This is a genomic window from Pseudomonas sp. GL-R-26, from assembly GCF_019947365.1.
Lineage (GTDB): Bacteria > Pseudomonadota > Gammaproteobacteria > Pseudomonadales > Pseudomonadaceae > Aquipseudomonas.
The window spans coordinates 17,631-39,597 of sequence record NZ_JAGYGI010000022.1; the positions used below are offsets into that span (position 1 = coordinate 17,631).

27 protein-coding genes are annotated in these 21,967 nt (G+C 58.9%); 21 read left to right on the forward strand and 6 right to left on the reverse strand.

Going from position 1 to position 21,967, the window contains the following annotated elements:
- The first annotated feature begins 16 nt into the window (after positions 1-16).
- Positions 17-358, forward strand: coding sequence for a hypothetical protein (locus tag KGA96_RS21190; protein WP_046041767.1), 342 nt, complete (start codon positions 17-19; stop codon positions 356-358).
- A gap of 6 nt (positions 359-364) precedes the next feature.
- On the opposite strand, the gene KGA96_RS21195 is transcribed toward KGA96_RS21190, so the two are convergent.
- The gene (locus KGA96_RS21195; RefSeq protein ID WP_046041768.1) at positions 365-2,194 is read right to left on the reverse strand and encodes a hypothetical protein; all 1,830 of its coding nucleotides are present in this window, start codon (positions 2,192-2,194) and stop codon (positions 365-367) included.
- A gap of 170 nt (positions 2,195-2,364) precedes the next feature.
- Between KGA96_RS21195 and KGA96_RS21200 the strand changes: the two genes are divergently transcribed.
- The 3 genes from KGA96_RS21200 to KGA96_RS21210 all read left to right on the forward strand — a co-directional run bounded on the left by KGA96_RS21200 (position 2,365) and on the right by KGA96_RS21210 (position 4,014).
- Positions 2,365-2,853: a TIGR00645 family protein gene (locus KGA96_RS21200; RefSeq protein WP_007990463.1), complete on the forward strand. Its 489-nt coding sequence runs from the start codon at positions 2,365-2,367 to the stop codon at positions 2,851-2,853.
- Between the two features lie 131 nt (positions 2,854-2,984).
- Positions 2,985-3,275: a DUF6482 family protein gene (locus KGA96_RS21205; RefSeq protein WP_046041769.1), complete on the forward strand. Its 291-nt coding sequence runs from the start codon at positions 2,985-2,987 to the stop codon at positions 3,273-3,275.
- 121 nt (positions 3,276-3,396) lie between these two features.
- Complete coding sequence (locus KGA96_RS21210; protein ID WP_008052058.1) at positions 3,397-4,014, forward strand: FKBP-type peptidyl-prolyl cis-trans isomerase; 618 nt, start codon at positions 3,397-3,399, stop codon at positions 4,012-4,014.
- A gap of 133 nt (positions 4,015-4,147) precedes the next feature.
- Here KGA96_RS21210 and KGA96_RS21215 read toward each other — a convergent pair whose 3' ends face one another.
- The 3 genes from KGA96_RS21215 to KGA96_RS21225 all read right to left on the reverse strand — a co-directional run bounded on the left by KGA96_RS21215 (position 4,148) and on the right by KGA96_RS21225 (position 6,052).
- Positions 4,148-4,405 (reverse strand): hypothetical protein, encoded by a 258-nt coding sequence (locus KGA96_RS21215; RefSeq protein ID WP_046041770.1) that lies wholly within the window; start codon positions 4,403-4,405, stop codon positions 4,148-4,150.
- 203 nt (positions 4,406-4,608) lie between these two features.
- Positions 4,609-4,950, reverse strand: coding sequence for a zinc ribbon domain-containing protein YjdM (locus KGA96_RS21220; RefSeq protein ID WP_020798653.1), 342 nt, complete (start codon positions 4,948-4,950; stop codon positions 4,609-4,611).
- A 133-nt stretch (positions 4,951-5,083) separates the two neighbouring features.
- Entirely contained in the window at positions 5,084-6,052 is a 969-nt protein-coding gene (locus KGA96_RS21225; RefSeq protein ID WP_008052062.1) for a polyprenyl synthetase family protein, read from the reverse strand.
- Positions 6,053-6,291: 239 nt separating this feature from the next.
- On the opposite strand from KGA96_RS21225, the gene rplU reads away from it, so the two are divergent.
- The 5 genes from rplU (at position 6,292) to KGA96_RS21250 (ending at position 10,051) form a co-directional block, all read left to right on the forward strand.
- Entirely contained in the window at positions 6,292-6,606 is a 315-nt protein-coding gene (rplU, locus tag KGA96_RS21230) for a 50S ribosomal protein L21 (RefSeq protein ID WP_007950961.1), read from the forward strand.
- A gap of 35 nt (positions 6,607-6,641) precedes the next feature.
- Positions 6,642-6,899 (forward strand): 50S ribosomal protein L27, encoded by a 258-nt coding sequence (gene rpmA, locus KGA96_RS21235; protein ID WP_003281574.1) that lies wholly within the window; start codon positions 6,642-6,644, stop codon positions 6,897-6,899.
- Between the two features lie 195 nt (positions 6,900-7,094).
- On the forward strand, positions 7,095-8,318 hold the full coding sequence (cgtA, locus tag KGA96_RS21240) for an Obg family GTPase CgtA (protein WP_008052064.1): 1,224 nt from the start codon (positions 7,095-7,097) through the stop codon (positions 8,316-8,318).
- Positions 8,319-8,455: 137 nt separating this feature from the next.
- Positions 8,456-9,574, forward strand: coding sequence for a glutamate 5-kinase (gene proB, locus KGA96_RS21245; protein WP_046041771.1), 1,119 nt, complete (start codon positions 8,456-8,458; stop codon positions 9,572-9,574).
- A 12-nt stretch (positions 9,575-9,586) separates the two neighbouring features.
- A complete protein-coding gene (locus KGA96_RS21250; RefSeq protein WP_046041772.1) occupies positions 9,587-10,051 on the forward strand; it encodes a CreA family protein in 465 nt (154 codons plus the stop codon).
- A gap of 181 nt (positions 10,052-10,232) precedes the next feature.
- Here the strand turns inward: KGA96_RS21250 and rpsT are convergent, their stop codons facing one another.
- The gene (rpsT, locus tag KGA96_RS21255) at positions 10,233-10,511 is read right to left on the reverse strand and encodes a 30S ribosomal protein S20 (RefSeq protein WP_007970922.1); all 279 of its coding nucleotides are present in this window, start codon (positions 10,509-10,511) and stop codon (positions 10,233-10,235) included.
- Positions 10,512-10,899: 388 nt separating this feature from the next.
- Between rpsT and murJ the strand changes: the two genes are divergently transcribed.
- The 6 genes from murJ to ispH all read left to right on the forward strand — a co-directional run bounded on the left by murJ (position 10,900) and on the right by ispH (position 18,379).
- A complete protein-coding gene (gene murJ / locus KGA96_RS21260; protein WP_046041773.1) occupies positions 10,900-12,438 on the forward strand; it encodes a murein biosynthesis integral membrane protein MurJ in 1,539 nt (512 codons plus the stop codon).
- Between the two features lie 129 nt (positions 12,439-12,567).
- The gene (gene ribF / locus KGA96_RS21265) at positions 12,568-13,506 is read left to right on the forward strand and encodes a bifunctional riboflavin kinase/FAD synthetase (RefSeq protein WP_223465519.1); all 939 of its coding nucleotides are present in this window, start codon (positions 12,568-12,570) and stop codon (positions 13,504-13,506) included.
- Positions 13,507-13,519: 13 nt separating this feature from the next.
- Complete coding sequence (gene ileS / locus KGA96_RS21270; RefSeq protein ID WP_046041775.1) at positions 13,520-16,351, forward strand: isoleucine--tRNA ligase; 2,832 nt, start codon at positions 13,520-13,522, stop codon at positions 16,349-16,351.
- Complete coding sequence (gene lspA, locus KGA96_RS21275; RefSeq protein WP_046041776.1) at positions 16,344-16,856, forward strand: signal peptidase II; 513 nt, start codon at positions 16,344-16,346, stop codon at positions 16,854-16,856. The genes ileS and lspA overlap by 8 nt, the downstream gene beginning before the upstream one ends.
- A gap of 7 nt (positions 16,857-16,863) precedes the next feature.
- Positions 16,864-17,301: an FKBP-type peptidyl-prolyl cis-trans isomerase gene (fkpB, locus tag KGA96_RS21280; RefSeq protein WP_223514907.1), complete on the forward strand. Its 438-nt coding sequence runs from the start codon at positions 16,864-16,866 to the stop codon at positions 17,299-17,301.
- Between the two features lie 130 nt (positions 17,302-17,431).
- Complete coding sequence (ispH, locus tag KGA96_RS21285) at positions 17,432-18,379, forward strand: 4-hydroxy-3-methylbut-2-enyl diphosphate reductase (protein ID WP_223514877.1); 948 nt, start codon at positions 17,432-17,434, stop codon at positions 18,377-18,379.
- Here the strand turns inward: ispH and KGA96_RS21290 are convergent.
- Positions 18,348-18,887, reverse strand: coding sequence for a GspH/FimT family protein (locus KGA96_RS21290; RefSeq protein WP_223514880.1), 540 nt, complete (start codon positions 18,885-18,887; stop codon positions 18,348-18,350). The genes ispH and KGA96_RS21290 overlap by 32 nt on opposite strands.
- Positions 18,888-19,017: 130 nt before the next feature.
- On the opposite strand from KGA96_RS21290, the gene KGA96_RS21295 reads away from it, so the two are divergent.
- From KGA96_RS21295 to KGA96_RS21320, 6 genes are read left to right on the forward strand one after another with little or no spacing between them, the layout of a single operon-like run.
- Complete coding sequence (locus tag KGA96_RS21295; RefSeq protein ID WP_223514883.1) at positions 19,018-19,491, forward strand: GspH/FimT family protein; 474 nt, start codon at positions 19,018-19,020, stop codon at positions 19,489-19,491.
- On the forward strand, positions 19,488-19,937 hold the full coding sequence (pilV, locus tag KGA96_RS21300) for a type IV pilus modification protein PilV (RefSeq protein WP_223514886.1): 450 nt from the start codon (positions 19,488-19,490) through the stop codon (positions 19,935-19,937). Before KGA96_RS21295 ends, pilV begins: the two co-directional genes overlap by 4 nt.
- A complete protein-coding gene (locus tag KGA96_RS21305; protein WP_223514889.1) occupies positions 19,934-20,641 on the forward strand; it encodes a PilW family protein in 708 nt (235 codons plus the stop codon). Before pilV ends, KGA96_RS21305 begins: the two co-directional genes overlap by 4 nt.
- Positions 20,642-20,651: 10 nt before the next feature.
- Positions 20,652-21,131: a PilX N-terminal domain-containing pilus assembly protein gene (locus KGA96_RS21310; RefSeq protein ID WP_223465521.1), complete on the forward strand. Its 480-nt coding sequence runs from the start codon at positions 20,652-20,654 to the stop codon at positions 21,129-21,131.
- Positions 21,118-21,531: a hypothetical protein gene (locus tag KGA96_RS21315; RefSeq protein WP_046041784.1), complete on the forward strand. Its 414-nt coding sequence runs from the start codon at positions 21,118-21,120 to the stop codon at positions 21,529-21,531. The genes KGA96_RS21310 and KGA96_RS21315 overlap by 14 nt, the downstream gene beginning before the upstream one ends.
- A gap of 14 nt (positions 21,532-21,545) precedes the next feature.
- Positions 21,546-21,947 (forward strand): type IV pilin protein, encoded by a 402-nt coding sequence (locus KGA96_RS21320; protein ID WP_046041785.1) that lies wholly within the window; start codon positions 21,546-21,548, stop codon positions 21,945-21,947.
- The last annotated feature ends 20 nt before the right edge of the window (positions 21,948-21,967 follow it).

Genomic DNA, 21,967 nt, shown 5'->3' on the forward strand with positions numbered 1-21,967 from the left:
ACCGAGGGTCGCCGCCATGTCGCGCAACCTCTGTCTCACCCGTCAATGCCTGGGTCTTGTGACCCGTATCGAATGTTCCATCCGTCCATTGGCGGGAGATACGGGCATGTGGACTCTGCTGTTCGCCGCCGGAATGGCCGGTGAACAACCTTCGGCCATCAAGGCCCAAGGCCCGTTTCACGGTCCGTTCGTCGCTGAATCAATCCTCGACACCATCGTTGAAAGCCTGACCCTGCACGGCTACGAGTTGGCCGACGATCCGCAAATCTGGTGCCTGCACCTGCAAGCCCAACTGCGGGAAATCAACGGTGGTCGCTGCCGGAACATGGGCGGCTTCGAGTTTCACCCCGAGCACTGAGTGGCACTATTGATCAAGGCGCGTCATGTCGGCCTTGTCGAGTTTGACTTCGAAACCATATTGCACGGTGGTGAGGTCAGTGCGCTGGTAGGTTTCCAGGCGCTTAGGCTGCCCGTAGAAGTAATGCACGGCAAACTGCGCCGGACCCTGTGCGCTCGCGCGATGGCTGACCGATAGAATCTCCTTCAAGTAATTACCGCTGTCGTCCTTGGCGAAAAAACGCCAGTCCTGGGCGGGAAATGCCTTCAGGTCCACCACCAGTGCATTGTCTTTGAGCGCGAGGCCCTTGGGCAGTTGACGGGCTTCGACGGTTTGCTTGTCGACCGTGGCCAGGAACAGCGGCATCGAGCCCACCGCATAGGCCGGGGTTTGCGGAAACAGATTCAGATCGTAAGTGATGGTGCCGCGCAGGGGATCGATCTGGTACGCCTCAGGTGGCAGTTCGATCGGCTCGTCGCGTTTGCCAAGAGTGTCTTCGGTAAAGAAGCTCACCGGACTTTCACCAGGGTTGAACGATGTGCCCAGCAGTTCATCGTTGAAGGTACGCAGGTGAGTGAATTCGATTCGCGCGGCGCTGGGGTCGTCGACCGACTGACTGATGTTGACGTACTTTTTCAGTTCATCCTCACTCAGCGTTGCCCCTTTCAGCCAGCCCGCCGCCAGGTCGTCATAGACCACCACGGACAGGTTCAAGGGCTGGATGGACTTGTCCGTGGTATTGGCATCGAAGCGCCGGATTGGCAGGTCGAGGTCCTTTCGGGTGACCGTGACGGCGGAAAAATCCAGCAGGCTGACTTCGAGGGTTTCGATCGCCCCGTTGAAGTACACCTTCGAATAATGCCGCGCCTGCTGTTTCTCAAAGTTGCGTTGTTCTTCGTCGAGCTGTTTTTCCAGGGCCTCGCTCCAGTTCTTTTGCTGCTGCATCTTGGCCAGCTGCTGCTGATAGAAGGCAATTTGTACCGAGGTTTCGTTGATTGAACCGGCGCGCGCGATGAATTGCCCGGTGCTGTCCCTGGCCTGGACGATCAGCGGGTTGAGCGGCGTTTCACTGACTTCCGGGGCCAGCGGTGCGCTGTTGTTGTATTCGATTTCCGCGTAGTTGTTCGTCAATGCCAGCAGGGTGACGCTCAGGTTGTCATTGGTGCGGGTCTGGCCTACGTCCTTTTTCGTCAGGTCGAAGCTGTAGAGGCGGCGTGGCGCGATGACTTCGACCTTGCCTTGCAGGCTCACCGGTTGCGGTTGCTGCTTTTTGTCGATGTCGAGGCCTTCGATGAAGGGGTAGGCCACGGTCAGGTCATCGGGGTTGGTCAGGTTGGAGCTCGATGGGCTGAGCTGAATGCCAGGGTCGGTTTCCGACCATTCCGGCTGGAACGCAATCACTCGTTTGTTGCTTAGCGTGACCGACTGCCATTCCAGGCCATGGGGAAACAAAAACGCGGCAGGAACGCTGAAAGTGAAGGGGAACACTGGCTGCAGATCGGTCAGGTAGTCGGAACTGGAGTCCTTTTGCAGCACGAACAACCCGTTGATGTAGGTGTCGACCAGGGCCTGCGGACTCGGGTAGTGCTTGAGCATGGCGAGGGCGTCTTCGCCGTATTCGGTTTCCACCGGCTTGTTGTCGAGCTTGAGTTGCGCGCGTTCGAGCAGCAGCAGTGAGCCGCCCAACTCCGACACGGCATCCTTGAGCTTCGGATCCTGGATGGCGTCCAGCGACTTTTCGAACTGCGCGGTTTTTTCTTCGAGGCTGACCTGGCGTTTTTCGTCGCTGGGCGAGCAGCCGCTCAGCAGCAGCGCCAGGCAAATTCCGGCACTCGTCAAAGGCGATCGCACATCCATTTCCAGTCTTCCTGTCCGATATCACTGAGCAGTCAATGATTTGGACACTAGCAGAAAAACATCGATACACAGGCGCAGGTGACGGATTTTTCGACGGTTTCTGGCTGCTTCTGGGTATAGACGGGCGGCTGTTATACTCGCGGCCGTTTTTAGTCCACATGTGAGATTCAATGGAACGCTTTATCGAAAATACAATGTACGCCTCGCGCTGGCTGCTGGCGCCGATCTATTTCGGTCTGTCCCTGGGGCTGTTGGCGCTGGCACTGAAATTCTTCCAGGAAGTCTTCCACGTCATCCCGAACGTGTTTTCGATGGCCGAATCGGACTTGATCCTGGTGCTGCTGTCGCTGATCGACATGGCGCTGGTGGGCGGTTTGCTGGTGATGGTGATGATTTCCGGCTACGAGAACTTCGTCTCGCAACTGGACATCGACGACAGCAAGGAAAAGCTCAACTGGCTGGGTACCATGGACTCTTCGTCGCTGAAGATGAAGGTGGCCGCATCGATCGTGGCGATCTCGTCCATTCACCTGCTGCGCATCTTCATGGATGCCAAAAACGTCGATCCCGAGCATCTGCAGTGGTATGTGATCATCCACATGACCTTCGTGGTCTCGGCATTTGCCATGGGTTACCTGGATAAAGTCACCAAGCACTGATCCATTGCGGGCCCCATGAAACACGCCGCCCGTCTGTTGCAAAACAGACGGGCGGCGTCGTTTGTGGCTTGTGCTTTGAAGCGCCGAAGCCTATCCCTGTAAAGAGGCTCGCTACTGCGTGAGGTGCGCTCATGAACCTGCAAGAGTTGAATGCGTATGCCGTCGCCGGGAAGGTCGATGAGCTGAACCTGATCTCGATGGAGGGAGGCATCTACCTGCTGGAGGCGCGGATGCATGGCACGGCGTATCCCTTGAGCGATACGCACGGGCACATGATGAGCCTGCGTTCGGTGGAGCATGCCCGTGATGTGCTGCGCTCCTTTCCCAAGTTGCACTTCAACCTCGTGCACACGGTCGTGCATGACGAAATGTGCGGTCTGGTTGCCGATGTGGAGGAAAACCTGAAGGTGCCGATCGCCTGACGTCCCTCATCAATGGCATGACATCTGTGCTAGTCTGCTGGCCCTTTTGGTTCCGGGCGCTCCGGGACGCGCTGTGCACGCATGGCAAGTTCCCGAGCCGTCCGCACAGCGGAGCAGTGTCATGTCCGAAGTAAATCTGTCCACCGACGAAACCCGCGTCAGCTACGGTATTGGCCGTCAGCTGGGCGACCAACTGCGCGACAACCCGCCACCGGGCGTAAGCCTGGACGCGATCCTGGCCGGTCTGACCGACGCATTCGCCGGCAAGCCAAGCCGTGTGGGTCAGGAAGAAATGTCCGCCAGCTTCAAAGTCATCCGCGAAATCATGCAGGCCGAAGCTGCAGCCAAGGCTGAAGCGGCGGCTGGCGAAGGCTTGGCCTTCCTGGCTGAAAACGCCAAGCGTGACGGCATCACCACTCTGGCTTCCGGCCTGCAGTTCGAAGTGCTGACCGCTGGTGAAGGCGCCAAGCCATCCCGTGAAGATTCCGTGCGTACTCACTACCACGGCACCCTGATCGACGGCACTGTGTTCGACAGCTCCTACGAGCGCGGCGAGCCTGCGGAATTCCCGGTTGGCGGCGTGATCGCCGGCTGGACCGAAGCCCTGCAACTGATGAACGCCGGCAGCAAATGGCGCCTGTACGTGCCGAGCGAACTGGCTTACGGCGCTCAAGGCGTTGGCAGCATCCCGCCGCACAGCGTATTGGTGTTTGACGTCGAACTGCTCGACGTTCTGTAAGACCCGCTGACTTACCTGTAGGAGCGAGCTTGCTCGCGATGGGCGTTAACGATAACGCTGCCATTCTGAATGAACGCGATGTCTTCCAGTTCTTCGCGAGCAAGCTCGCTCCTACAGTGTTTTGCAGTGTCTCTCATGGATGAAACTTGCCATTGGGATCCGTCGTCGGGCGCAACGCCCGGGCATAGCAGAACAGAAACAGATTACGTACCAGTTCCTTGAGCACCACCGGCTCGTTGGAACTCAGGCCATTGAGGTCAAGATCACCCTGATCCTGCAGTTCGCTCAAGGCTTCCTCTTCAAGCACGGCACAGACTTCCCCGGTTTCCCGATGCAGGATCCTGAGGTAAGGGTGTGGGCGGTCCAGCCAGGCATCGATCAAATAAGTCATGGTTCTCATCTCCACTTAGGATTTGATGAGAATAATTCTTATTCATCAAATAGCAAGGACCTATTGGCGGTTTGCGCTTTTTTCCGGGTAAAGATTGCGTCAGGTCAAAACGACTGGCGTTTGGCTATTGCGAGGATTTACTGGGTGAGACGGGGAGGGGGAGGCTCCATCCCACGCCGGGCGCGGGATGGAGAACAGCAGGCTCAGACTTTTCTGACGAACTCGGACTTGAGTTTCATCGGGCCGATGCCGTCGATCTTGCAATCGATGTCGTGATCGCCATCGCACAGGCGGATGTTCTTGACCTTGGTGCCGACCTTGACCACCAAAGACGTACCCTTGACCTTGAGGTCCTTGATCACGGTGATGGTGTCGCCGTCTTGCAGGACATTGCCGACCGAATCCTTTTTCACTGCGTCATCGGACACAGCTTCGGCTTCACCGCTGGCGGACCATTCGTGGGCGCACTCGGGGCAGATCAGCTGGGCGCCATCTTCATAGGTGTATTCGGAATTGCATTTTGGGCAGGGTGGCAACGTGCTCACTAAGGCTCCTTGGATTCAGGATCGCTAAAAAGCGCACATTGTATAGGGTTTTAGGCGGGAGAGGGCGCAATGCAGGAAAACCTGTGGGGAACAACCCTGTGGGAGCTTGCTCCCACAGGGTTTTGCAGTGTTGTCAGTGTGTACGCGCGACTGCGAATTCACTCAGTTCAACCAGTGCATCGCGGTACTCGCTGGCAGGCAGCGCTTCGAGGCACTTGATCGCGCGGGCCACATAGTCACGGGCCAGTTGCGCGGTGTACTCCAGCGAGCCCGAGGCTTCCACGGCTTCGCGGATGCTTTCCAGGTCTTCGATCCCGCCTTTCTGGATCGCCTTGCGCACCAGGGCGGCCTGTTCTGGCGTACCTTCGCGCATGGTGTAGATCAGCGGCAGGGTCGGCTTGCCTTCGGCCAGGTCGTCACCGACGTTCTTGCCCAGGGTTTCGGCGTCGCCTTTGTAGTCGAGCAGGTCGTCGACCAGCTGGAAGGCCACGCCCAGGTGATCACCGAATGTACGCAGGGCTTCAGCCTGTTCCGGCGAGGCCTGGCACAGGGCGGCGGCGCTGTGGGTCGAGGCTTCGAAGAGCATCGCGGTCTTGCCGCGGATGACTTCCATGTAGGTTTCTTCGGTGGTGCTGGCGTCACGCACCTTCGACAGCTGCAACACTTCGCCTTCGGCGATGATGCGCGTGGCTTGCGAAAGGATCTTCATCACCGGCATCGAACCCAGCTCGACCATCATTTCGAACGAGCGCGAATACAGGAAGTCGCCGACCAGTACGCTTGGCGCGTTGCCCCACATGGCGTTGGCGGTCGAGCGGCCACGGCGCATGCCGGACATGTCGACTACATCGTCATGCAGAAGGGTAGCGGTGTGCAGGAACTCGATGGTCGCGGCCAGCAGACGCAGCTCGTCGCCTTCGCGACCCAGGGCCTTGCCACACAGCAACACTAATAAAGGACGCAGGCGTTTGCCGCCGGCCGAGGTAATGTAATCACCGATTTTCGATACCAGCGGCACTCGAGAAGTCAGCTGCTTCTTGATGATGCCGTCGACGGCGCTAAAATCGTCCGCCACCGCGCGGTAGAAAGCTTGGGGTTGCATCAGCGACAGTCGCTCCAGAAGGGTTGCGCGGCATGCTAGGACCCACGCTTGCAGGTGTCAAGGCGCGATGGACGGCCCCTTGCAAGGCGCTCGTGCCTTGCGTACAATCGCGCACCCTGAACTTCCTGGGCAGCACCTGCCTTACGCAATTGCAAGCGGGCCTCCAGCCCCATGCAGCCATGCCAGCCAATACCTCTTCTTATAAAGAGCTGGGTGAGCAGGATTATCGGAGAAATACCATGTCTTATGCAGTAATCGTTACTGGCGGCAAGCAGTACAAAGTCGCCCCAGGTGAATACCTGAAGATCGAAAAACTGGAAGTCGCTACCGGCGAATCCGTTACCTTTGATCGCGTTCTGTTGGTTGCCAACGGTGACGACGTGAATATCGGCGCTCCAGTTGTTGCTGGCGCTACCGTTGTGGCTGAAGTGATCTCCCAAGGTCGTCACGATAAAGTCCGCATCATCAAGTTCCGTCGCCGTAAGCACCACATGAAGCGTATGGGCCACCGCCAGTGGTACACCGAGATCAAAATCACCGGTATTCAGGCTTAATTACAGCCTAATTCCTCACTAGGAGAATTGAACTCATGGCACACAAAAAAGCTGGTGGTAGTACCCGTAACGGTCGCGACTCAGAAGCCAAACGCCTTGGCGTGAAGATGTATGGCGGCCAGGCTATCAAAGCAGGCAACATCATCGTGCGTCAGCGCGGCACCCAATTCCACGCTGGCTACGGCGTTGGCATGGGTAAAGATCACACCCTCTTCGCTAAAGTCGAAGGCGTGATCAAGTTCGAAGTAAAAGGCGCCTTCGGTCGTCGTTACGTGAGCGTAGTCGCAGCTTAATTGCGCGATCGCTGGAAAAGCCCTGTCTCGCGACGGGGCTTTTTCGTTTGTGGGGTGAGTCTCTTGCAAAGCTGTTTGTATGGGCTGTCGGCGTACGATGTAGGTGTCGTGGTTTAGGGTCGCTGCGCTCATTTTTGCAAGAGTCTTATGTCTTGATTGTTTTTCGGCTCGTCCGTATGGCGAGAGGCGTTTGTTATGAAGTTTGTTGATGAAGTATCGATTCGCGTAAAGGCTGGTGATGGCGGCAATGGTGCCATGAGTTTCCGCCGGGAAAAATTTATCGAGAACGGTGGACCGAACGGCGGTGATGGCGGTGATGGCGGTTCCATCTACATGATGGCCGACGAAAACCTCAACACCCTGGTGGACTACCGTTACACCCGGCACTTCGATGCCGAGCGTGGCTCCAACGGCGGCAGCACCGACTGCACCGGCAAGAAGGGTGAAGACCTGATCCTGCGCGTTCCGGTCGGCACCACGGTGATCGACTCCGCGACTCAGGAAGTCATCGGCGACCTGACCAAGGCCGGTCAGAAATTGATGGTAGTGCAGGGCGGCTGGCACGGTCTGGGCAACACCCGTTTCAAATCCAGTACCAACCGTGCGCCGCGCCAGACCACTCCGGGCAAGCCGGGTGAGCAGCGCGACCTGAAGCTGGAAATGAAAGTACTGGCTGACGTCGGTCTGCTGGGCTTGCCGAACGCCGGTAAAAGTACATTTATCCGTTCGGTTTCGGCTGCCAAGCCGAAAGTTGCCGACTACCCGTTCACCACGCTGGTGCCAAACCTGGGTGTGGTCAGCGTCGATCGCTGGAAGAGCTTCGTCATTGCCGATATTCCGGGTCTGATCGAAGGCGCTTCCGAAGGTGCTGGCCTGGGCATTCGCTTCCTCAAGCACTTGGCGCGTACGCGTCTGCTGCTGCACCTCGTGGATATGGCGCCGCTGGATGACGCCAGTGCACCGGATGCCGCTGAAGTGATCGTCAACGAGCTGATCAAGTTCAGCCCGTCCCTGGCGGAGCGTGATCGCTGGCTGGTCCTGAACAAGTGCGACCAGATCCTTGATGAAGAGCACGATGCTCGCGTCAAGGAAATCGTTGATCGCCTGGAATGGACTGGCCCGGTCTATGTGATCTCGGCCATCTCCAAGCTCGGGACCGAGCGTCTGTGCCACGACATCATGCGTTACATGGAAGATCGTGCTGATCGCCTGGCCAATGACCCGGCCTACAAGGAAGAGCTGGCCGATCTCGATCAGCGCATCGAAGACGAAGCTCGCGCGCAACTGCAGGCGCTGGATGACAAGCGTGCCCTGCGTCGTAGCGGCGTGAAGTCGGTCCACGACATCGGCGACGATGATTGGGACGAAGAAGATGTGGATGACGAAGACGGTCCGGAAATCATTTACGTGCGTGACTGATTCGTTGCGATAAACTTAAGCGCCGCTCAATCGAGCGGCGTTTTGGTATCTGGAAATCGATTGTTGGTCACGAATAACCACGAATAACGTCACGGGCAGTGCTAGGTCGCGCTGCCCTCAAGCTAAGGTTGAAGATGATGCGGAGCAAGGTGACAGGTGCGCAGCGTTGGGTCGTGAAGATCGGCAGCGCTTTGCTGACGGCGGACGGCAAAGGCCTGGATCGCGCGGCAATGGGTGTCTGGGTTGAGCAGATGGTGGCCTTGCATGAGGCGGGTGTCGAGCTGGTGCTGGTGTCCTCCGGGGCGGTGGCGGCCGGCATGAGCCGTTTGGGCTGGACCTCGCGACCCAGTGCGATGCACGAACTTCAGGCTGCCGCGGCAATCGGCCAGATGGGGTTGGTGCAGGCCTGGGAGTCGAGCTTTGCCGAGCATGGCCGGCATACCGCGCAGATTCTCCTGACTCACGACGACTTGTCCGATCGCAAGCGCTACCTGAATGCCCGCAGCACCTTGCGTGCGCTGGTCGAGCTGAAGGTCATTCCGGTGATCAACGAGAATGACACCGTGGTCACCGACGAAATCCGTTTTGGCGACAACGACACCCTGGCGGCGCTGGTGGCCAACCTGGTCGAGGCTGATTTGCTGGTGATCCTGACGGATCGCGATGGCATGTTCGACGCCGATCCGCGCAACAATCCGGATGCCCAGCTGATTTACGAGGCGCGCGCCGATGATCCGGCTCTCGACGCAGTGGCGGGTAGCACCGGTGGTGCGCTGGGGCGTGGTGGTATGCAGACCAAATTGCGTGCTGCGCGTCTGGCGGCTCGTTCCGGTGCTCACACCATCATCGTTGGTGGGCGCATCGAGCGTGTGCTGGATCGCCTCAAGGCGGGCGAGCGTATCGGCACCTTGCTGTCGCCGGAGCGCGGCATGCTGGCGGCGCGCAAGCAGTGGCTGGCCGGTCATCTGCAAACCCGTGGCACCCTGGTGCTGGATGCGGGTGCTGTAATCGCGTTGTCCGAGGGCAACAAGAGCTTGCTACCGGTTGGGGTCAAATTGGTGCAGGGCAGCTTCCGTCGCGGCGAGATGGTGGTCTGCGTGGCGCCGGACGGTCGTGAGATTGCCCGTGGCCTGGCCAACTACAGTGCGCTGGAAGCGCAAAAAATCATCGGTCAGTCGTCCGAGGCGATTGTCGGTCTGTTGGGTTACATGGCGGAGCCGGAGCTGGTTCACCGCGATAACCTGATCCTGGTCTGAAGGAATACCTGAATGCGCGTGGCAAAAGGATTGTTGGGGTTGCTGATGGCGATGCCGTTGCTGGCTTCGGCTGAAGAAATCGGTCAGGTGTCGACGGTGTTCAAGTTCGTCGGGCCGAATGACCGGATCGTGGTCGAGGCCTTTGATGATCCCAAGGTCGACGGCGTGACCTGCTATCTGTCGCGCGCCAAGACCGGTGGGGTGAAAGGCGGTCTTGGTTTGGCTGAGGATCGTGCCGAGGCGTCCATCGCTTGCCGGCAGGTCGGGCCCATCAGCTTCAAGGGTGAGCTCAAGGATGGCGACGAGGTGTTCAAGGAGCGCACGTCCCTGGTGTTCAAGACCATGCAGGTGGTGCGTTTCCTCGACAAGAAACGCAATACGCTGGTGTACCTGGTGTATAGCGATCGTCTGATTGAGGGTAGCCCGCAGAATGCGGTGACGGCGATTCCGATTTTGCCGTGGGCGCACGCCCAGTAATTTCACGCAAATCAAACTGTGGGAGCGAGCTTGCTCGCGATGACGGATTAATATTCAGCATCTACATTGGCTGGATATCCGCTATCGCGAGCAAGCTCGCTCCCACAGTTTTTTGTGTGTCCGTCAAATCGCAGGCAATAAAAAACCGACCCTGAGGTCGGTTTTTTAATGAACGAGTCGCTTAGGCAGCAGCGGCAACGTTCAGGGCCTTAACGTGGCCATTCAGGCGGCTCTTATGACGAGCGGCCTTGTTCTTGTGGATGATGCCTTTATCGGCCATACGGTCGATAACTGGCACAGCCAGAACGTAAGCAGCTTGAGCTTTGGCAGCGTCTTTTGCGTCGATGGCCTTAACTACATTCTTGATGTAGGTACGAACCATGGAACGCAGGCTGGCGTTGTGGCTGCGACGCTTCTCAGCCTGTTTTGCACGTTTTTTGGCGGAAGGTGAGTTGGCCACCGTCGAGCTCCTCGAAAGACTTTTTAGGAAATAGCAAACAAAATAGGCCGCGAATCATGCCGATGAGTTGAAGTCTTGTCAAGGGCGGAGGAAACGTTCCGCTAAGTGGTCGGTCCCGACCCCATGAAAACTACTGCGCTCGGTAATACTGCGTTGAAAACAGACTCGAAATGCTCATTGACGTTCGTCAACTCCGCTTTCTCGCCTGTTTTCGCCTTGTCTTGCCTTCGCTCGTCACGTTTTCATGAGGTCGGTGGCACAGAATATTTCTTTCCGGCGTGTGACCTGTAAACTCGCGAGCTTTGGCTCTGTGCTGTTGCGGCGCGGAGTATCGCATAAGTGGGCGCTTTATTCGCCTGCTGTTTATCGACAGGCACAAACTCTTTCAATGAATCTGCTCAAATCGTTGGCCGCCGTCAGCTCTATCACGATGCTTTCCCGGGTTCTGGGGTTTGTTCGTGACACCCTTATTGCGCGTACATTTGGCGCGGGAATGGCGACCGACGCCTTCTTTATCGCCTTCAAACTGCCAAATCTGCTGCGCCGGATTTTCGCCGAGGGGGCGTTTTCCCAGGCATTCGTGCCGATTCTTGCGGAATACAAAAGCCAGCAGGGTGAAGAGGCGACCCGCACCTTCATTGCCTATGTCTCGGGCCTGCTGACGCTGGTTCTGGCGCTGGTCACGGTGTTGGGCATGATCGCCGCACCCTGGGTCATCTGGGTGACGGCACCGGGATTCACCGATACCCCGGAAAAATTCGAGCTCACTTCCAACCTGTTGCGGGTGACCTTTCCTTACATATTGCTGATTTCCCTGTCGTCGCTGGCGGGTGCGATCCTCAACACCTGGAACCGTTTTTCGGTCCCGGCATTCGTGCCGACGCTGCTGAACGTCAGCATGATTATTTTTGCGTTGTTCCTGACACCATACTTCGATCCGCCGGTAATGGCGCTCGGCTGGGCGGTTCTGGTGGGCGGCCTGGCGCAGTTGCTCTATCAGCTGCCGCACCTGAAAAAGATCGGCATGCTGGTGCTGCCGCGCCTGAACCTGCGCGACAGCGGCGTCTGGCGGGTAATGAAGCAGATGCTGCCGGCGATTCTCGGGGTGTCGGTGAGCCAGATTTCGCTGATCATCAACACTATTTTCGCTTCGTTCCTGGTCGCAGGTTCCGTGTCCTGGATGTACTACGCCGACCGCTTGATGGAATTGCCGTCCGGCGTGCTGGGCGTGGCGTTGGGGACGATTCTGTTGCCGACCCTGGCCAAGACCTACGCCAACAAGGATCGTCACGAATACTCGCGCATCCTCGATTGGGGTCTGCGCCTGTGCTTCGTGCTGGTGCTGCCTTGCGCCTTGGCGCTGGGGATTCTGGCCGAGCCGTTGACGGTTTCGCTGTTCCAGTACGGTCAGTTCGATGCCCATGATGCGGCCATGACCCAGCGCGCGTTGATCGCCTATTCCGTCGGTTTGCTCGGGATTATCGTGATCAAAGTGCTGGCGCCGGGCTTTTATGCGCAACAAAACATCCGCACGCCGGTAAAAATCGCAATTTTCACGCTGGTCGTCACACAGTTGTTCAACCTGTTGCTGATCGGTCCGCTGGCTCACGCGGGCCTGGCGCTCGCCATCAGCGCTGGCGCCTGCCTCAACGCAGGGTTGCTCTTCTATCAGCTGCGTAAACAGCAGATGTACCAGCCGCAACCGGGCTGGGCAAAGTTCGGCTTCAAGCTGGTGATAGCGGTAGGGGTGATGTCTGGCGTGTTGCTGGCCGGGATGCATTTCATGCCGGCCTGGGGTGAGGGGCAGATGCTTGAGCGTTTCCTGCGCCTGGGTGCCTTGGTAGTTGCCGGTGTGGTGGCTTATTTCGGCATGTTAGTGTTGATGGGCTTCCGTTTGCGCGACTTCAATCGCAAGACGCTGGGCTGAGGTTCTGGCCTCGATAAACACGGGCGAGCCGGCGGTTTTGTCGGCTCGATCACTTTGGGTTACGGTGTTGCCTGTCGTCGGCCGCCGGGTGTGGTTATAATCGACCACTTTATGAGCAAGAAGCGCGTTATGCAGCTGGTTCGAGGCCTCCACAATCTGCGCCCCCAGCATCGGGGCTGTGTCGCCACTATTGGCAACTTTGACGGTGTACACCGTGGCCACCAGGCTATCCTGGCGCGCCTGCGTGAGCGTGCGCTCGAGTTGGGCGTGCCCAGTTGCGTGGTGATTTTCGAGCCGCAGCCGCGGGAGTTCTTCGCTCCGGACACCGCGCCGGCCCGTCTGGCCCGTCTGCGGGACAAGCTGCAATTGTTGGCCGCTGAAGGTGTCGACCGTGTTCTGTGCCTGGCTTTCAACCAGCGCCTGAGCAAGCTCAGCGCCAGTGAGTTCGTCGATACCATTCTGGTGGATGGCCTTGGCGTCCAGCACCTGGAGGTCGGGGACGACTTCCGTTTCGGCTGTGACCGCGCGGGAGATTTCGATTTCCTGCAACAGGCCGGCATCGTTCAGGGTTTTACCGTCGAAGCGGCGCAAACCGTCGAGCTCGATGGCATCCGGGTCAGTAGCACGCAAGTGCGCAATGCCCTGGCCGCCGCGGATTTCGCCCTGGCCGAACGCCTGCTCGGGCGGCCGTACCGGATCGCCGGTCGCGTATTGCATGGCCAGAAGCTGGCCCGGCAGTTGGGTACACCCACCGCCAACATACAACTCAAGCGTCGTCGTGTGCCGTTCACCGGGGTTTACCTGGTGGATGTCGACATCGACGGCAAGACCTGGCCCGGCGTCGCCAATATCGGCGTACGGCCCACGGTTCAAGGTGATGGCAAAGCCCACCTGGAAGTGCATCTTTTAGATTTTGCCGGCGATCTGTATGACCGGCGTTTAACGGTGGTTTTCCACCACAAGCTGCGCGAAGAGCAGCGTTTCGCCTCTCTGGAGGCGTTGAAAACGGCGATCAACGCGGATGTCGCCGCCGCCCGTGCACTAGCCGCACCTAGCGCCCATCGCTAATGAAGAGCCTTAAATGACCGACTATAAAGCCACGCTAAACCTTCCGGACACCGCCTTCCCAATGAAGGCCGGCCTGCCACAGCGCGAACCGCAGATCCTGCAGCGCTGGGACAGTATTGGCCTGTACGGAAAGTTGCGCGAGATTGGCAAGGATCGTCCGAAGTTCGTATTGCACGACGGCCCTCCGTACGCCAACGGCTCGATTCACATCGGTCATGCGCTGAACAAGATTCTCAAGGACATGATCATCCGTTCGAAGACCCTGTCGGGCTTCGACGCGCCTTATGTTCCGGGCTGGGACTGCCACGGCCTGCCGATCGAGCACAAGGTCGAAGTGACCCACGGCAAGAACCTGGGCGCGGACAAGACCCGCGAACTGTGCCGGGCCTACGCCACCGAGCAGATCGAAGGGCAGAAGTCCGAGTTCATCCGCCTCGGCGTGCTGGGCGACTTCGCCAATCCGTACAAGACCATGGACTTCAAGAACGAGGCCGGTGAAATCCGTGCCTTGGCCGAAATCGTCAAGGGCGGTTTCGTGTTCAAGGGCTTGAAGCCTGTGAACTGGTGCTTTGACTGCGGTTCGGCCCTGGCCGAAGCGGAAGTCGAGTACGAGAACAAGAAGTCCTCGACCATCGACGTAGCCTTCCCGATTGCCGATGAAGCCCAACTGGCTGCCGCCTTCGGCCTGCCATCGCTGGCCAAGCCTGCCTCGATCGTGATCTGGACCACCACCCCGTGGACCATCCCGGCCAACCAGGCGCTGAACGTCCACCCGGAATTCAACTACGCCCTGGTCGATGTCGGCGACAAGCTGCTGGTACTGGCTGAAGAACTGGTCGAGTCGTGCCTGGCGCGCTACTCGCTGGAAGGCTCGGTCATTGCGACCACCACCGGTAAAGCGCTGGAACTGATCAACTTCCGTCACCCGTTCTACGACCGCCTATCGCCGGTTTACCTGGCTGACTATGTTGAACTGGGCGCTGGCACCGGTGTGGTTCACTCCGCTCCGGCCTATGGCGTGGACGACTTCGTGACCTGCAAGAAGTACGGCATGGTCAACGATGACATCCTCAATCCGGTCCAAAGCAACGGCGTGTACGCGACCTCGCTGGAATTCTTCGGCGGCCAGTTCATCTGGAAGGCCAACCCGGCCATCGTCGACAAGCTGACCGAAGTCGGTGCGCTGCTGCACACCACCATCATCGAACACAGCTACATGCACTGCTGGCGCCACAAGACCCCGCTGATCTATCGCGCCACTGCGCAGTGGTTTATCGGCATGGACAAGCAGCCGACCACCGGCGACACCCTGCGCCAGCGATCGCTCAAAGCCATCGAAGAGACCCAGTTCGTTCCGGCCTGGGGCCAGGCGCGCCTGCACTCGATGATCGCCAACCGTCCGGACTGGTGCATTTCCCGTCAGCGTAACTGGGGCGTGCCGATCCCGTTCTTCCTGAACAAGGAAAGCGGCGAACTGCACCCACGTACCGTCGAGCTGATGGAAGAAGTTGCCAAGCGCGTTGAAGGCGAAGGCATCGAAGCCTGGTTCAAGCTGGACGCCGCCGAACTGCTGGGCGATGAAGCACCGCAGTACGACAAGATCAGCGACACCCTGGACGTCTGGTTCGACTCGGGCACCACGCACTGGCACGTCCTGCGCGGTTCGCACCCGATGGGCCACGAAACGGGCCCGCGCGCCGACCTGTACCTGGAAGGCTCGGACCAACACCGTGGCTGGTTCCACTCGTCGCTGCTGACCGGTTGCGCCATCGACAACCACGCGCCGTATCGCGAGCTGCTGACTCACGGCTTCACGGTCGACGAGTCCGGCCGCAAGATGTCCAAGTCCCTGGGCAACGTGATCGCGCCACAGAAAGTCAACGACACCCTGGGCGCCGACATCATGCGTCTGTGGGTCGCTTCGACCGACTATTCGGGCGAAATGGCGGTTTCCGAGCAGATCCTGCAACGCAGTGCGGACGCCTACCGGCGTATCCGTAACACCGCGCGTTTCCTGCTTTCCAACCTGACCGGCTTCAACCCGGCCACCGACCTGCTGCCGGCCGAAGAAATGCTGGCGCTGGACCGTTGGGCCGTGGACCGTACCCTGCTGCTGCAACGCGAGCTGCAAGAGCACTACGGCGAATACCGCTTCTGGAACGTGTACTCGAAGATCCACAACTTCTGCGTGCAGGAATTGGGCGGCTTCTACCTCGACATCATCAAGGACCGTCAGTACACCACTGGCGCCGACAGCAAGGCCCGCCGTTCGTGCCAGACCGCGCTGTTCCACATCTCCGAGGCGCTGGTGCGCTGGATCGCACCGATCCTGGCGTTCACCGCCGACGAACTGTGGCAATACCTGCCGGGCGAGCGTAACGAGTCCGTCATGCTCAATACCTGGTACGAAGGCCTGAGCGAACTGCCGGAAGGCATCGAGCTGGATCGCGCTTACTGGGACCGGATCATGGCGGTCAAGGTCGCGGTCAACAAGGAAATGGAAATCCAGCGCGCAGCCAAGGCTGTCGGTGGCAACCTGCAGGCCGAAGTGACGCTGTTCGCCGAAGACGCGCTGACCGCCGACCTGGCCAAACTGAGCAACGAACTGCGCTTCGTACTGATCACGTCGACCGCCAGTGTTGCGCCATTGGTACAGGCACCGGCCGATGCCGTGGTCACCGAAGTCAGCGGCCTGAAGCTGAAGATCGTCAAGTCGAGCCACGCCAAGTGCGCCCGTTGCTGGCACTGCCGTGAAGACGTCGGCGTGAACCCGGAGCATCCGGAAATCTGCGGCCGTTGCGTGGACAACATCAGCGGCGCTGGCGAGGTCCGTCACTATGCCTAATGCCGTTGGCCGTTTCGGACGGCTGGGCTGGCTCTGGTTGAGTTTGCTGGTCCTGGTCATCGACCAGGCCAGCAAGTTCTACTTCGAAGGCAAGCTCCAGATGTACCAGCAGATCGTGATCATCCCCGATTACTTCAGCTGGACCCTGGCCTACAACACTGGCGCGGCGTTCAGCTTCCTGGCTGACAGCTCCGGCTGGCAGCGCTGGCTGTTCGCGTTGATCGCGGTCGTGGTCAGTGCGGTGCTGGTGGTCTGGCTCAAGCGTCTGGGGCGCAACGAGACCTGGCTGGCGGTTGCGCTGGCACTGGTGCTCGGCGGCGCGCTGGGCAATCTTTATGACCGCATTGCCCTGGGCCATGTGATCGATTTCATTCTGGTGCATTGGCAGAACCGCTGGTATTTCCCGGCGTTCAACTTTGCCGACAGTGCCATCACTGTTGGTGCCGTCATGCTGGCACTGGATATGTTCAAAAGTAAAAAGACCGGAGAAACCGTTCATGACTGAACAGGTATTGGCTGAGCAACGCATTGGCCAGAACACGGAAGTCACCTTGCATTTCGCATTGCGCCTGGAGAACGGCGACACGGTGGACAGCACCTTCGACAAAGCCCCGGCGACCTTCAAGGTCGGTGACGGCAACCTGTTGCCAGGTTTCGAAGCGGCGCTGTTCGGTTTCAAGGCCGGTGACAAGCGTACGCTGAGCATCGCACCGGAAAACGCTTTCGGCCAGCCCAACCCGCAAAACGTGCAGATCATCCCGCGCTCACAGTTCCAGGACATGGAACTGTCACCTGGCTTGCTGGTGATCTTCAACGATGCGGCCAATACTGAATTGCCGGGCGTGGTGAAAGAGTTCGATGACGCGCAAGTGACCATCGACTTCAACCACCCGCTGGCGGGCAAGACGCTGACCTTTGACGTGGAAATCATTTCCGTCAAAGCGCTGTAAACGCATTTCTGTAGGAGCCGGCTTGCCGGCGAAGGGTCTCAAGTCCTGCAGTGACTCTGCTGGCCCCTTCGCTGGCAAGTCAGCTCCTACAATTGATCTAATTTCTTGCGCGCAAGACACGAGGCACAGCATGCAAATCAAACTCGCCAACCCCCGTGGCTTCTGTGCCGGTGTGGACCGGGCGATCGAAATCGTCAACCGCGCCCTGGAAGTCTTCGGGCCGCCGATCTATGTGCGCCACGAAGTGGTCCACAACAAATTTGTCGTCGAAGACCTGCGCTCCCGTGGTGCGATCTTCGTCGAAGAGCTGGATCAGGTGCCGGACGACGTCATCGTGATCTTCAGTGCCCACGGCGTATCCCAGGCCGTGCGCAGCGAAGCGGCTGGCCGTGGGCTGAAAGTGTTCGACGCCACGTGCCCGCTGGTGACCAAAGTCCATATCGAAGTGGCGCGCTACAGCCGTGATGGCCGAGAGTGCATTCTCATCGGCCACGCCGGTCACCCGGAAGTCGAAGGCACCATGGGCCAGTACGATGGCGGCAATGGCGGCGCGATCTACCTGGTCGAAGACGAGAAGGATGTCGCGGCACTGCAGGTGAACAACCCTGAAAAGCTCGCCTTCGTGACCCAGACCACATTGTCGATGGACGATACCAGCCGCGTTATCGACGCCCTGCGTTCACGCTTCCCGGCCATTGGTGGACCGCGCAAGGACGACATTTGCTACGCCACGCAAAACCGTCAGGATGCGGTCAAGCAACTGGCCGACGAGTGCGACGTGGTGCTGGTGGTCGGCAGCCCGAACAGTTCCAACTCCAATCGCTTGCGCGAATTGGCAGAGCGCATGTCCACTCCGGCCTACCTGATCGACGGTGCCGAAGACCTGCAAAAGAGCTGGTTCGAAGGCGTCGAGCGTATCGGCATCACCGCTGGCGCATCCGCCCCCGAAGTCCTTGTGCGCGGCGTGATCGAGCAGTTGCAGGCCTGGGGTGCCACCGGTGCCGATGAACTGGCCGGTCGCGAGGAGAACATCACATTCTCGATGCCTAAAGAACTGCGTGTTCGCTCATTGCTCTGAAGTTATTCCTTTCTTCGCATAACGCCTGCTCAGCCTTGTCGCTGCGCAGGCTGACACGACCGGTCCGGGCCAACACCACTTGATGTTGGCTCACCGGCACGCGAACAGCACAAATGTGTAACGTCCCTCCAAACAGTGCCTCGCCCTGACCTCTGAAGCGTATTGAGCTTTCGACCGGACCGTTCCCCACAATCGACAGGCGTGCGCCGCTCTGGCGTTCGGCCAGCAGTGGATTGTCGCTGTCCATCTCTCCCTTGCCGCTGATATCCAGAATGATCCGCCAGCCTTGGCTCCAGTCGCCATTGATGCCGTGAATCACGACGGCCTGGTTGCGGGTGATGGCCTCGCTCCGGGCGGTGCGAATACCACTGAAAAGGGCCTGCGCCGCTTGCTGACTTTGGTTCGACTCGATCAGCGTTGCGAACGCCGGACTGACCAGTTGCAGAACAATTCCTGCAATTGCCAGTCCCATGAGCAGTTCGATCAGGCTGAAGCCTTTTTGCCGCATGACATCTCCCTCCGTGGCGTGCTGTGGCTCGCGCAATCCCTGCGCGAGAAAAGACAACGCAAACGCACAGCATCGTTCGGATGTTGTGCTGCGCAACAGCAGGTATAGCCGAAGGAAACAGAAGGTCCCGATGGATCATCCTACAAAAGGTTTCACGCTGATCGAGTTGCTGGTCGCACTCGCGATCCTTCTTGTCCTGCTGACCATGGCCGTCCCGGGGTTTACCCGCTCGGCGCAAACGACGAGGGCCGATACCGAAATTTCGGACCTGCGACGAGCCCTTGATTTTGCCCGGCTCGAAGCCATTGATCGGGGCAATACCACACGGGTGCGCCCGACAGCCGGTGGGGGTGACTGGAGTGGGGAACTGACGATTTACGACGGTACTGGCGCTTTGGCCAATGTATTACGTGTTGTTCCGGCGATGAGCAGCGGCGCAACTCTGGCGCTAACCTCTGGCGTCACGGCCATCGACTTCAACAGTATGGGCGGATTGTCATCACCGTCCTCTGAGGTGGTGATCAGCTATGGGCGGGGCGCACAAAGCAGGACGCTGACTGTGTGTTTGAACGGACGAATTCTATTGGGTGGAAGTTGCGGATGAGGGCAGGGAGGCAAGGCACGCAGGAGGGCATGACGCTGGTCGAAGTCCTGGTGGCGTTAGTCATTCTGGGAGTGGGGTTGCTGGGGGCAGCGGCGTTTCAGCTCAATGCGCTGAAGTACACGGACAGCGCGCGCATGACCAGTCAGGCCAGCTTTATCGCCTACGACCTGATGGACCGCATTCGCGCCAACGCAGCTGCGGACTACACCATTGCGCCGCCGGCTTCGGGCAATCCGGACGTTACCCGGGATCAGGACCTGTTTGACTTCAACGCCAACATTGTCAGTTCACTCGGTGCCTCCGCGACGGGAAGTGTCACCGTCGACCAGCGGGTGTACACCATCACGATCACCTGGGACGACTCACGGGCTGCAAAGGCAGCAGACTCGCGGCGCAGCTTCGTCCTGAGCAGTCGCGCGGCCATTGATCCGAAGGTGATCCCGTGAGCCGTCTAAGCAGAGGTTTTAGCCTGGTCGAGTTGCTGATCGCCCTGGCATTGAGCCTGATCGTGGTACTGGGCGTGGTGCAGGTTTTCATCGCGGCCAAGAACACCTATCTCAGCCAGAATGCGGCCGCGAACATGCAGGAGGACGCACGCTTCGTGTTGAGCAAAATGATTCAGGAAGTCCGCATGGTCGGGATGTTCGGTTGTCTGGAAACGATCACCGATTCAAGTAAGAAAGGTGATTTCCACGCGAGTCAGCTAGCACCGATTCGTTGGGACAACGGCGGCCGCAAGTTGACGCTGGTTACGGCGGATGTCGGCGGCAATGGCGGCAAGCCGGACTGGACCGTGCTGTCGGATTGTCGAACCCATTCGACGGCCTACAGTGAAGGTCGGACGCCAGTGGCAGGGCAACTGGCCTTTCCGATACGGCGGCTGGATTACAGCTTCAGCAACAACCAACTGCTTATGAAGAGCGGGGCCGCACCAGACCAGGTATTGGTGGATAACGTCAGCGCTTTCGACGTGAGCTTCGGCCTGGCCAGCACGGCCACTGATCTGTCTGCTTCGCGCTACAGCAGCAATCCGCCGGACCCCGCGCTGATTCGTAGCGTTCGCCTGAGCCTGACTCTCTTCGATCCGAACCACCGGGTGGCCGATCAAACCTTCAATGTGGTTGCCGCTCTGCGCAACCGCTTGCCATGAGGGAGTGCCAATGAATCGTGCTCCCAAGACGAGTTACAGCCAACGCGGCATGGCACTGTTGGTCAGCCTGGTGTTCTTGCTCTTGCTGACGTTGATTGGTCTTTCATCGATGCAGAGTGCCACCTTGCAGGAAAAAATGGCCGGTAGCGTCGCCTTGCGTAACCAGTCGTTCCAGAGTGCAGAAGCCGCATTGCGGGTGGGCGAGGGTACAGTGCAGCGGGACAGTTATGCGCTACCTGTTTGCAGCGGCATCGTGCAATGTGCACCACCGTCCGAGTCCTCGACTATTACCGCTGCCGGTTTCAACGCATCTTCCGGAGTGACCTGGATTGCATCGGGCAAGGGCTTTTATGGCGTGCAAAACATCGGTGTCAGCCGAAATGCGGTGAATGTGCCAATTAATACCCCGGCAACCTTGTATCGGGTAACGGCAGTCGGCATCGCGGGGCATTCGCGCAGTGTGGTGGAGAGCATCTATGCGAAGTACTGAGCGACCTGCCAGGTTATGGTCACAACTGTTTGGTGTCGTCGTCGCGCTTGACCTGTCGATGTCGGCGCACGCTGCCACGTCAGCGGATTCGCCCGCGCTGAACCGGCCAACCTGTCTGGCCAATGGCAACTGGTACGGTTTTTATCACAGCAATCAGGGACTGAAGGCCGTCTGCCTGAAGCTGCCCGAGGCGATCAGCGTTAAGATGCTCGACAGCAACGCCGATGGAGTGGTCGACAACAGCGACACGCTGTCCGATGGCGTGATCTTTATCGGAGAGCATTCGACCCAGGACGCCAGCGACAATGGCGGGGCCGTGAACGATTCCACTGGCGACGGTACTGCGGGGATGGATAAATCCGGCGGCAGCCGTCGAATCATGTGGCGACAAATACAGTGAGTGAGAATTGATGCATGCGTAGTTCCAACCGCGGTTTTACCCTGATCGAAATCATGATCGTGATTGCGATCATCGGTATTGTCATGACCATTGCCGCCCCGAGTCTCACCGAATACATAAACAAGGGCCGTCGCGCAGAAGTAGCCGGTCTGCTCTCGGAGCAGGCGCAACTACTGGAGCGCTTCTACTCGCAGAAAAATGCCTACACCGATGCTGCGGGCCTCAGTGCCGGCAATGATTACTACAGCATCACACCGACCCTGACCGACCAGACCTTTCTGCTGACGGCGGTGCGCAAGGCTGGCTCGAGCATGGCCACTGACAAGTGCGGTGATCTGACCATTACCAACACCGGTGTGCTCGGTATGGTCAACGCGAAATCCGGCCTGACCAGCAAAGACTGCTGGGGACGCTGAGTTTCTCTTTCGGGTGCCTT

What these genes read in the sequence shown, in the direction of transcription:
- KGA96_RS21205 (WP_046041769.1), top strand. Translation starts at nt 2,985, where the DNA reads ATGAACCTGCAAGAGTTGAATGCGTATGCCGTCGCCGGGAAGGTCGAT.
- KGA96_RS21225 (WP_008052062.1), bottom strand. Translation starts at nt 6,052, where the DNA reads ATGCAACCCCAAGCTTTCTACCGCGCGGTGGCGGACGATTTTAGCGCC.
- rpmA (WP_003281574.1), top strand. Translation starts at nt 6,642, where the DNA reads ATGGCACACAAAAAAGCTGGTGGTAGTACCCGTAACGGTCGCGACTCA.
- KGA96_RS21200 (WP_007990463.1), top strand. Translation starts at nt 2,365, where the DNA reads ATGGAACGCTTTATCGAAAATACAATGTACGCCTCGCGCTGGCTGCTG.
- ileS (WP_046041775.1), top strand. Translation starts at nt 13,520, where the DNA reads ATGACCGACTATAAAGCCACGCTAAACCTTCCGGACACCGCCTTCCCA.
- KGA96_RS21190 (WP_046041767.1), top strand. Translation starts at nt 17, where the DNA reads ATGTCGCGCAACCTCTGTCTCACCCGTCAATGCCTGGGTCTTGTGACC.
- ispH (WP_223514877.1), top strand. Translation starts at nt 17,432, where the DNA reads ATGCAAATCAAACTCGCCAACCCCCGTGGCTTCTGTGCCGGTGTGGAC.
- KGA96_RS21310 (WP_223465521.1), top strand. Translation starts at nt 20,652, where the DNA reads ATGAATCGTGCTCCCAAGACGAGTTACAGCCAACGCGGCATGGCACTG.
- KGA96_RS21210 (WP_008052058.1), top strand. Translation starts at nt 3,397, where the DNA reads ATGTCCGAAGTAAATCTGTCCACCGACGAAACCCGCGTCAGCTACGGT.
- cgtA (WP_008052064.1), top strand. Translation starts at nt 7,095, where the DNA reads ATGAAGTTTGTTGATGAAGTATCGATTCGCGTAAAGGCTGGTGATGGC.
- rplU (WP_007950961.1), top strand. Translation starts at nt 6,292, where the DNA reads ATGTCTTATGCAGTAATCGTTACTGGCGGCAAGCAGTACAAAGTCGCC.
- proB (WP_046041771.1), top strand. Translation starts at nt 8,456, where the DNA reads ATGCGGAGCAAGGTGACAGGTGCGCAGCGTTGGGTCGTGAAGATCGGC.
- KGA96_RS21295 (WP_223514883.1), top strand. Translation starts at nt 19,018, where the DNA reads ATGGATCATCCTACAAAAGGTTTCACGCTGATCGAGTTGCTGGTCGCA.
- KGA96_RS21290 (WP_223514880.1), bottom strand. Translation starts at nt 18,887, where the DNA reads ATGCGGCAAAAAGGCTTCAGCCTGATCGAACTGCTCATGGGACTGGCA.
- KGA96_RS21250 (WP_046041772.1), top strand. Translation starts at nt 9,587, where the DNA reads ATGCGCGTGGCAAAAGGATTGTTGGGGTTGCTGATGGCGATGCCGTTG.
- KGA96_RS21315 (WP_046041784.1), top strand. Translation starts at nt 21,118, where the DNA reads ATGCGAAGTACTGAGCGACCTGCCAGGTTATGGTCACAACTGTTTGGT.
- KGA96_RS21195 (WP_046041768.1), bottom strand. Translation starts at nt 2,194, where the DNA reads ATGGATGTGCGATCGCCTTTGACGAGTGCCGGAATTTGCCTGGCGCTG.
- KGA96_RS21320 (WP_046041785.1), top strand. Translation starts at nt 21,546, where the DNA reads ATGCGTAGTTCCAACCGCGGTTTTACCCTGATCGAAATCATGATCGTG.
- ribF (WP_223465519.1), top strand. Translation starts at nt 12,568, where the DNA reads ATGCAGCTGGTTCGAGGCCTCCACAATCTGCGCCCCCAGCATCGGGGC.
- KGA96_RS21215 (WP_046041770.1), bottom strand. Translation starts at nt 4,405, where the DNA reads ATGACTTATTTGATCGATGCCTGGCTGGACCGCCCACACCCTTACCTC.
- murJ (WP_046041773.1), top strand. Translation starts at nt 10,900, where the DNA reads ATGAATCTGCTCAAATCGTTGGCCGCCGTCAGCTCTATCACGATGCTT.
- pilV (WP_223514886.1), top strand. Translation starts at nt 19,488, where the DNA reads ATGAGGGCAGGGAGGCAAGGCACGCAGGAGGGCATGACGCTGGTCGAA.
- lspA (WP_046041776.1), top strand. Translation starts at nt 16,344, where the DNA reads ATGCCTAATGCCGTTGGCCGTTTCGGACGGCTGGGCTGGCTCTGGTTG.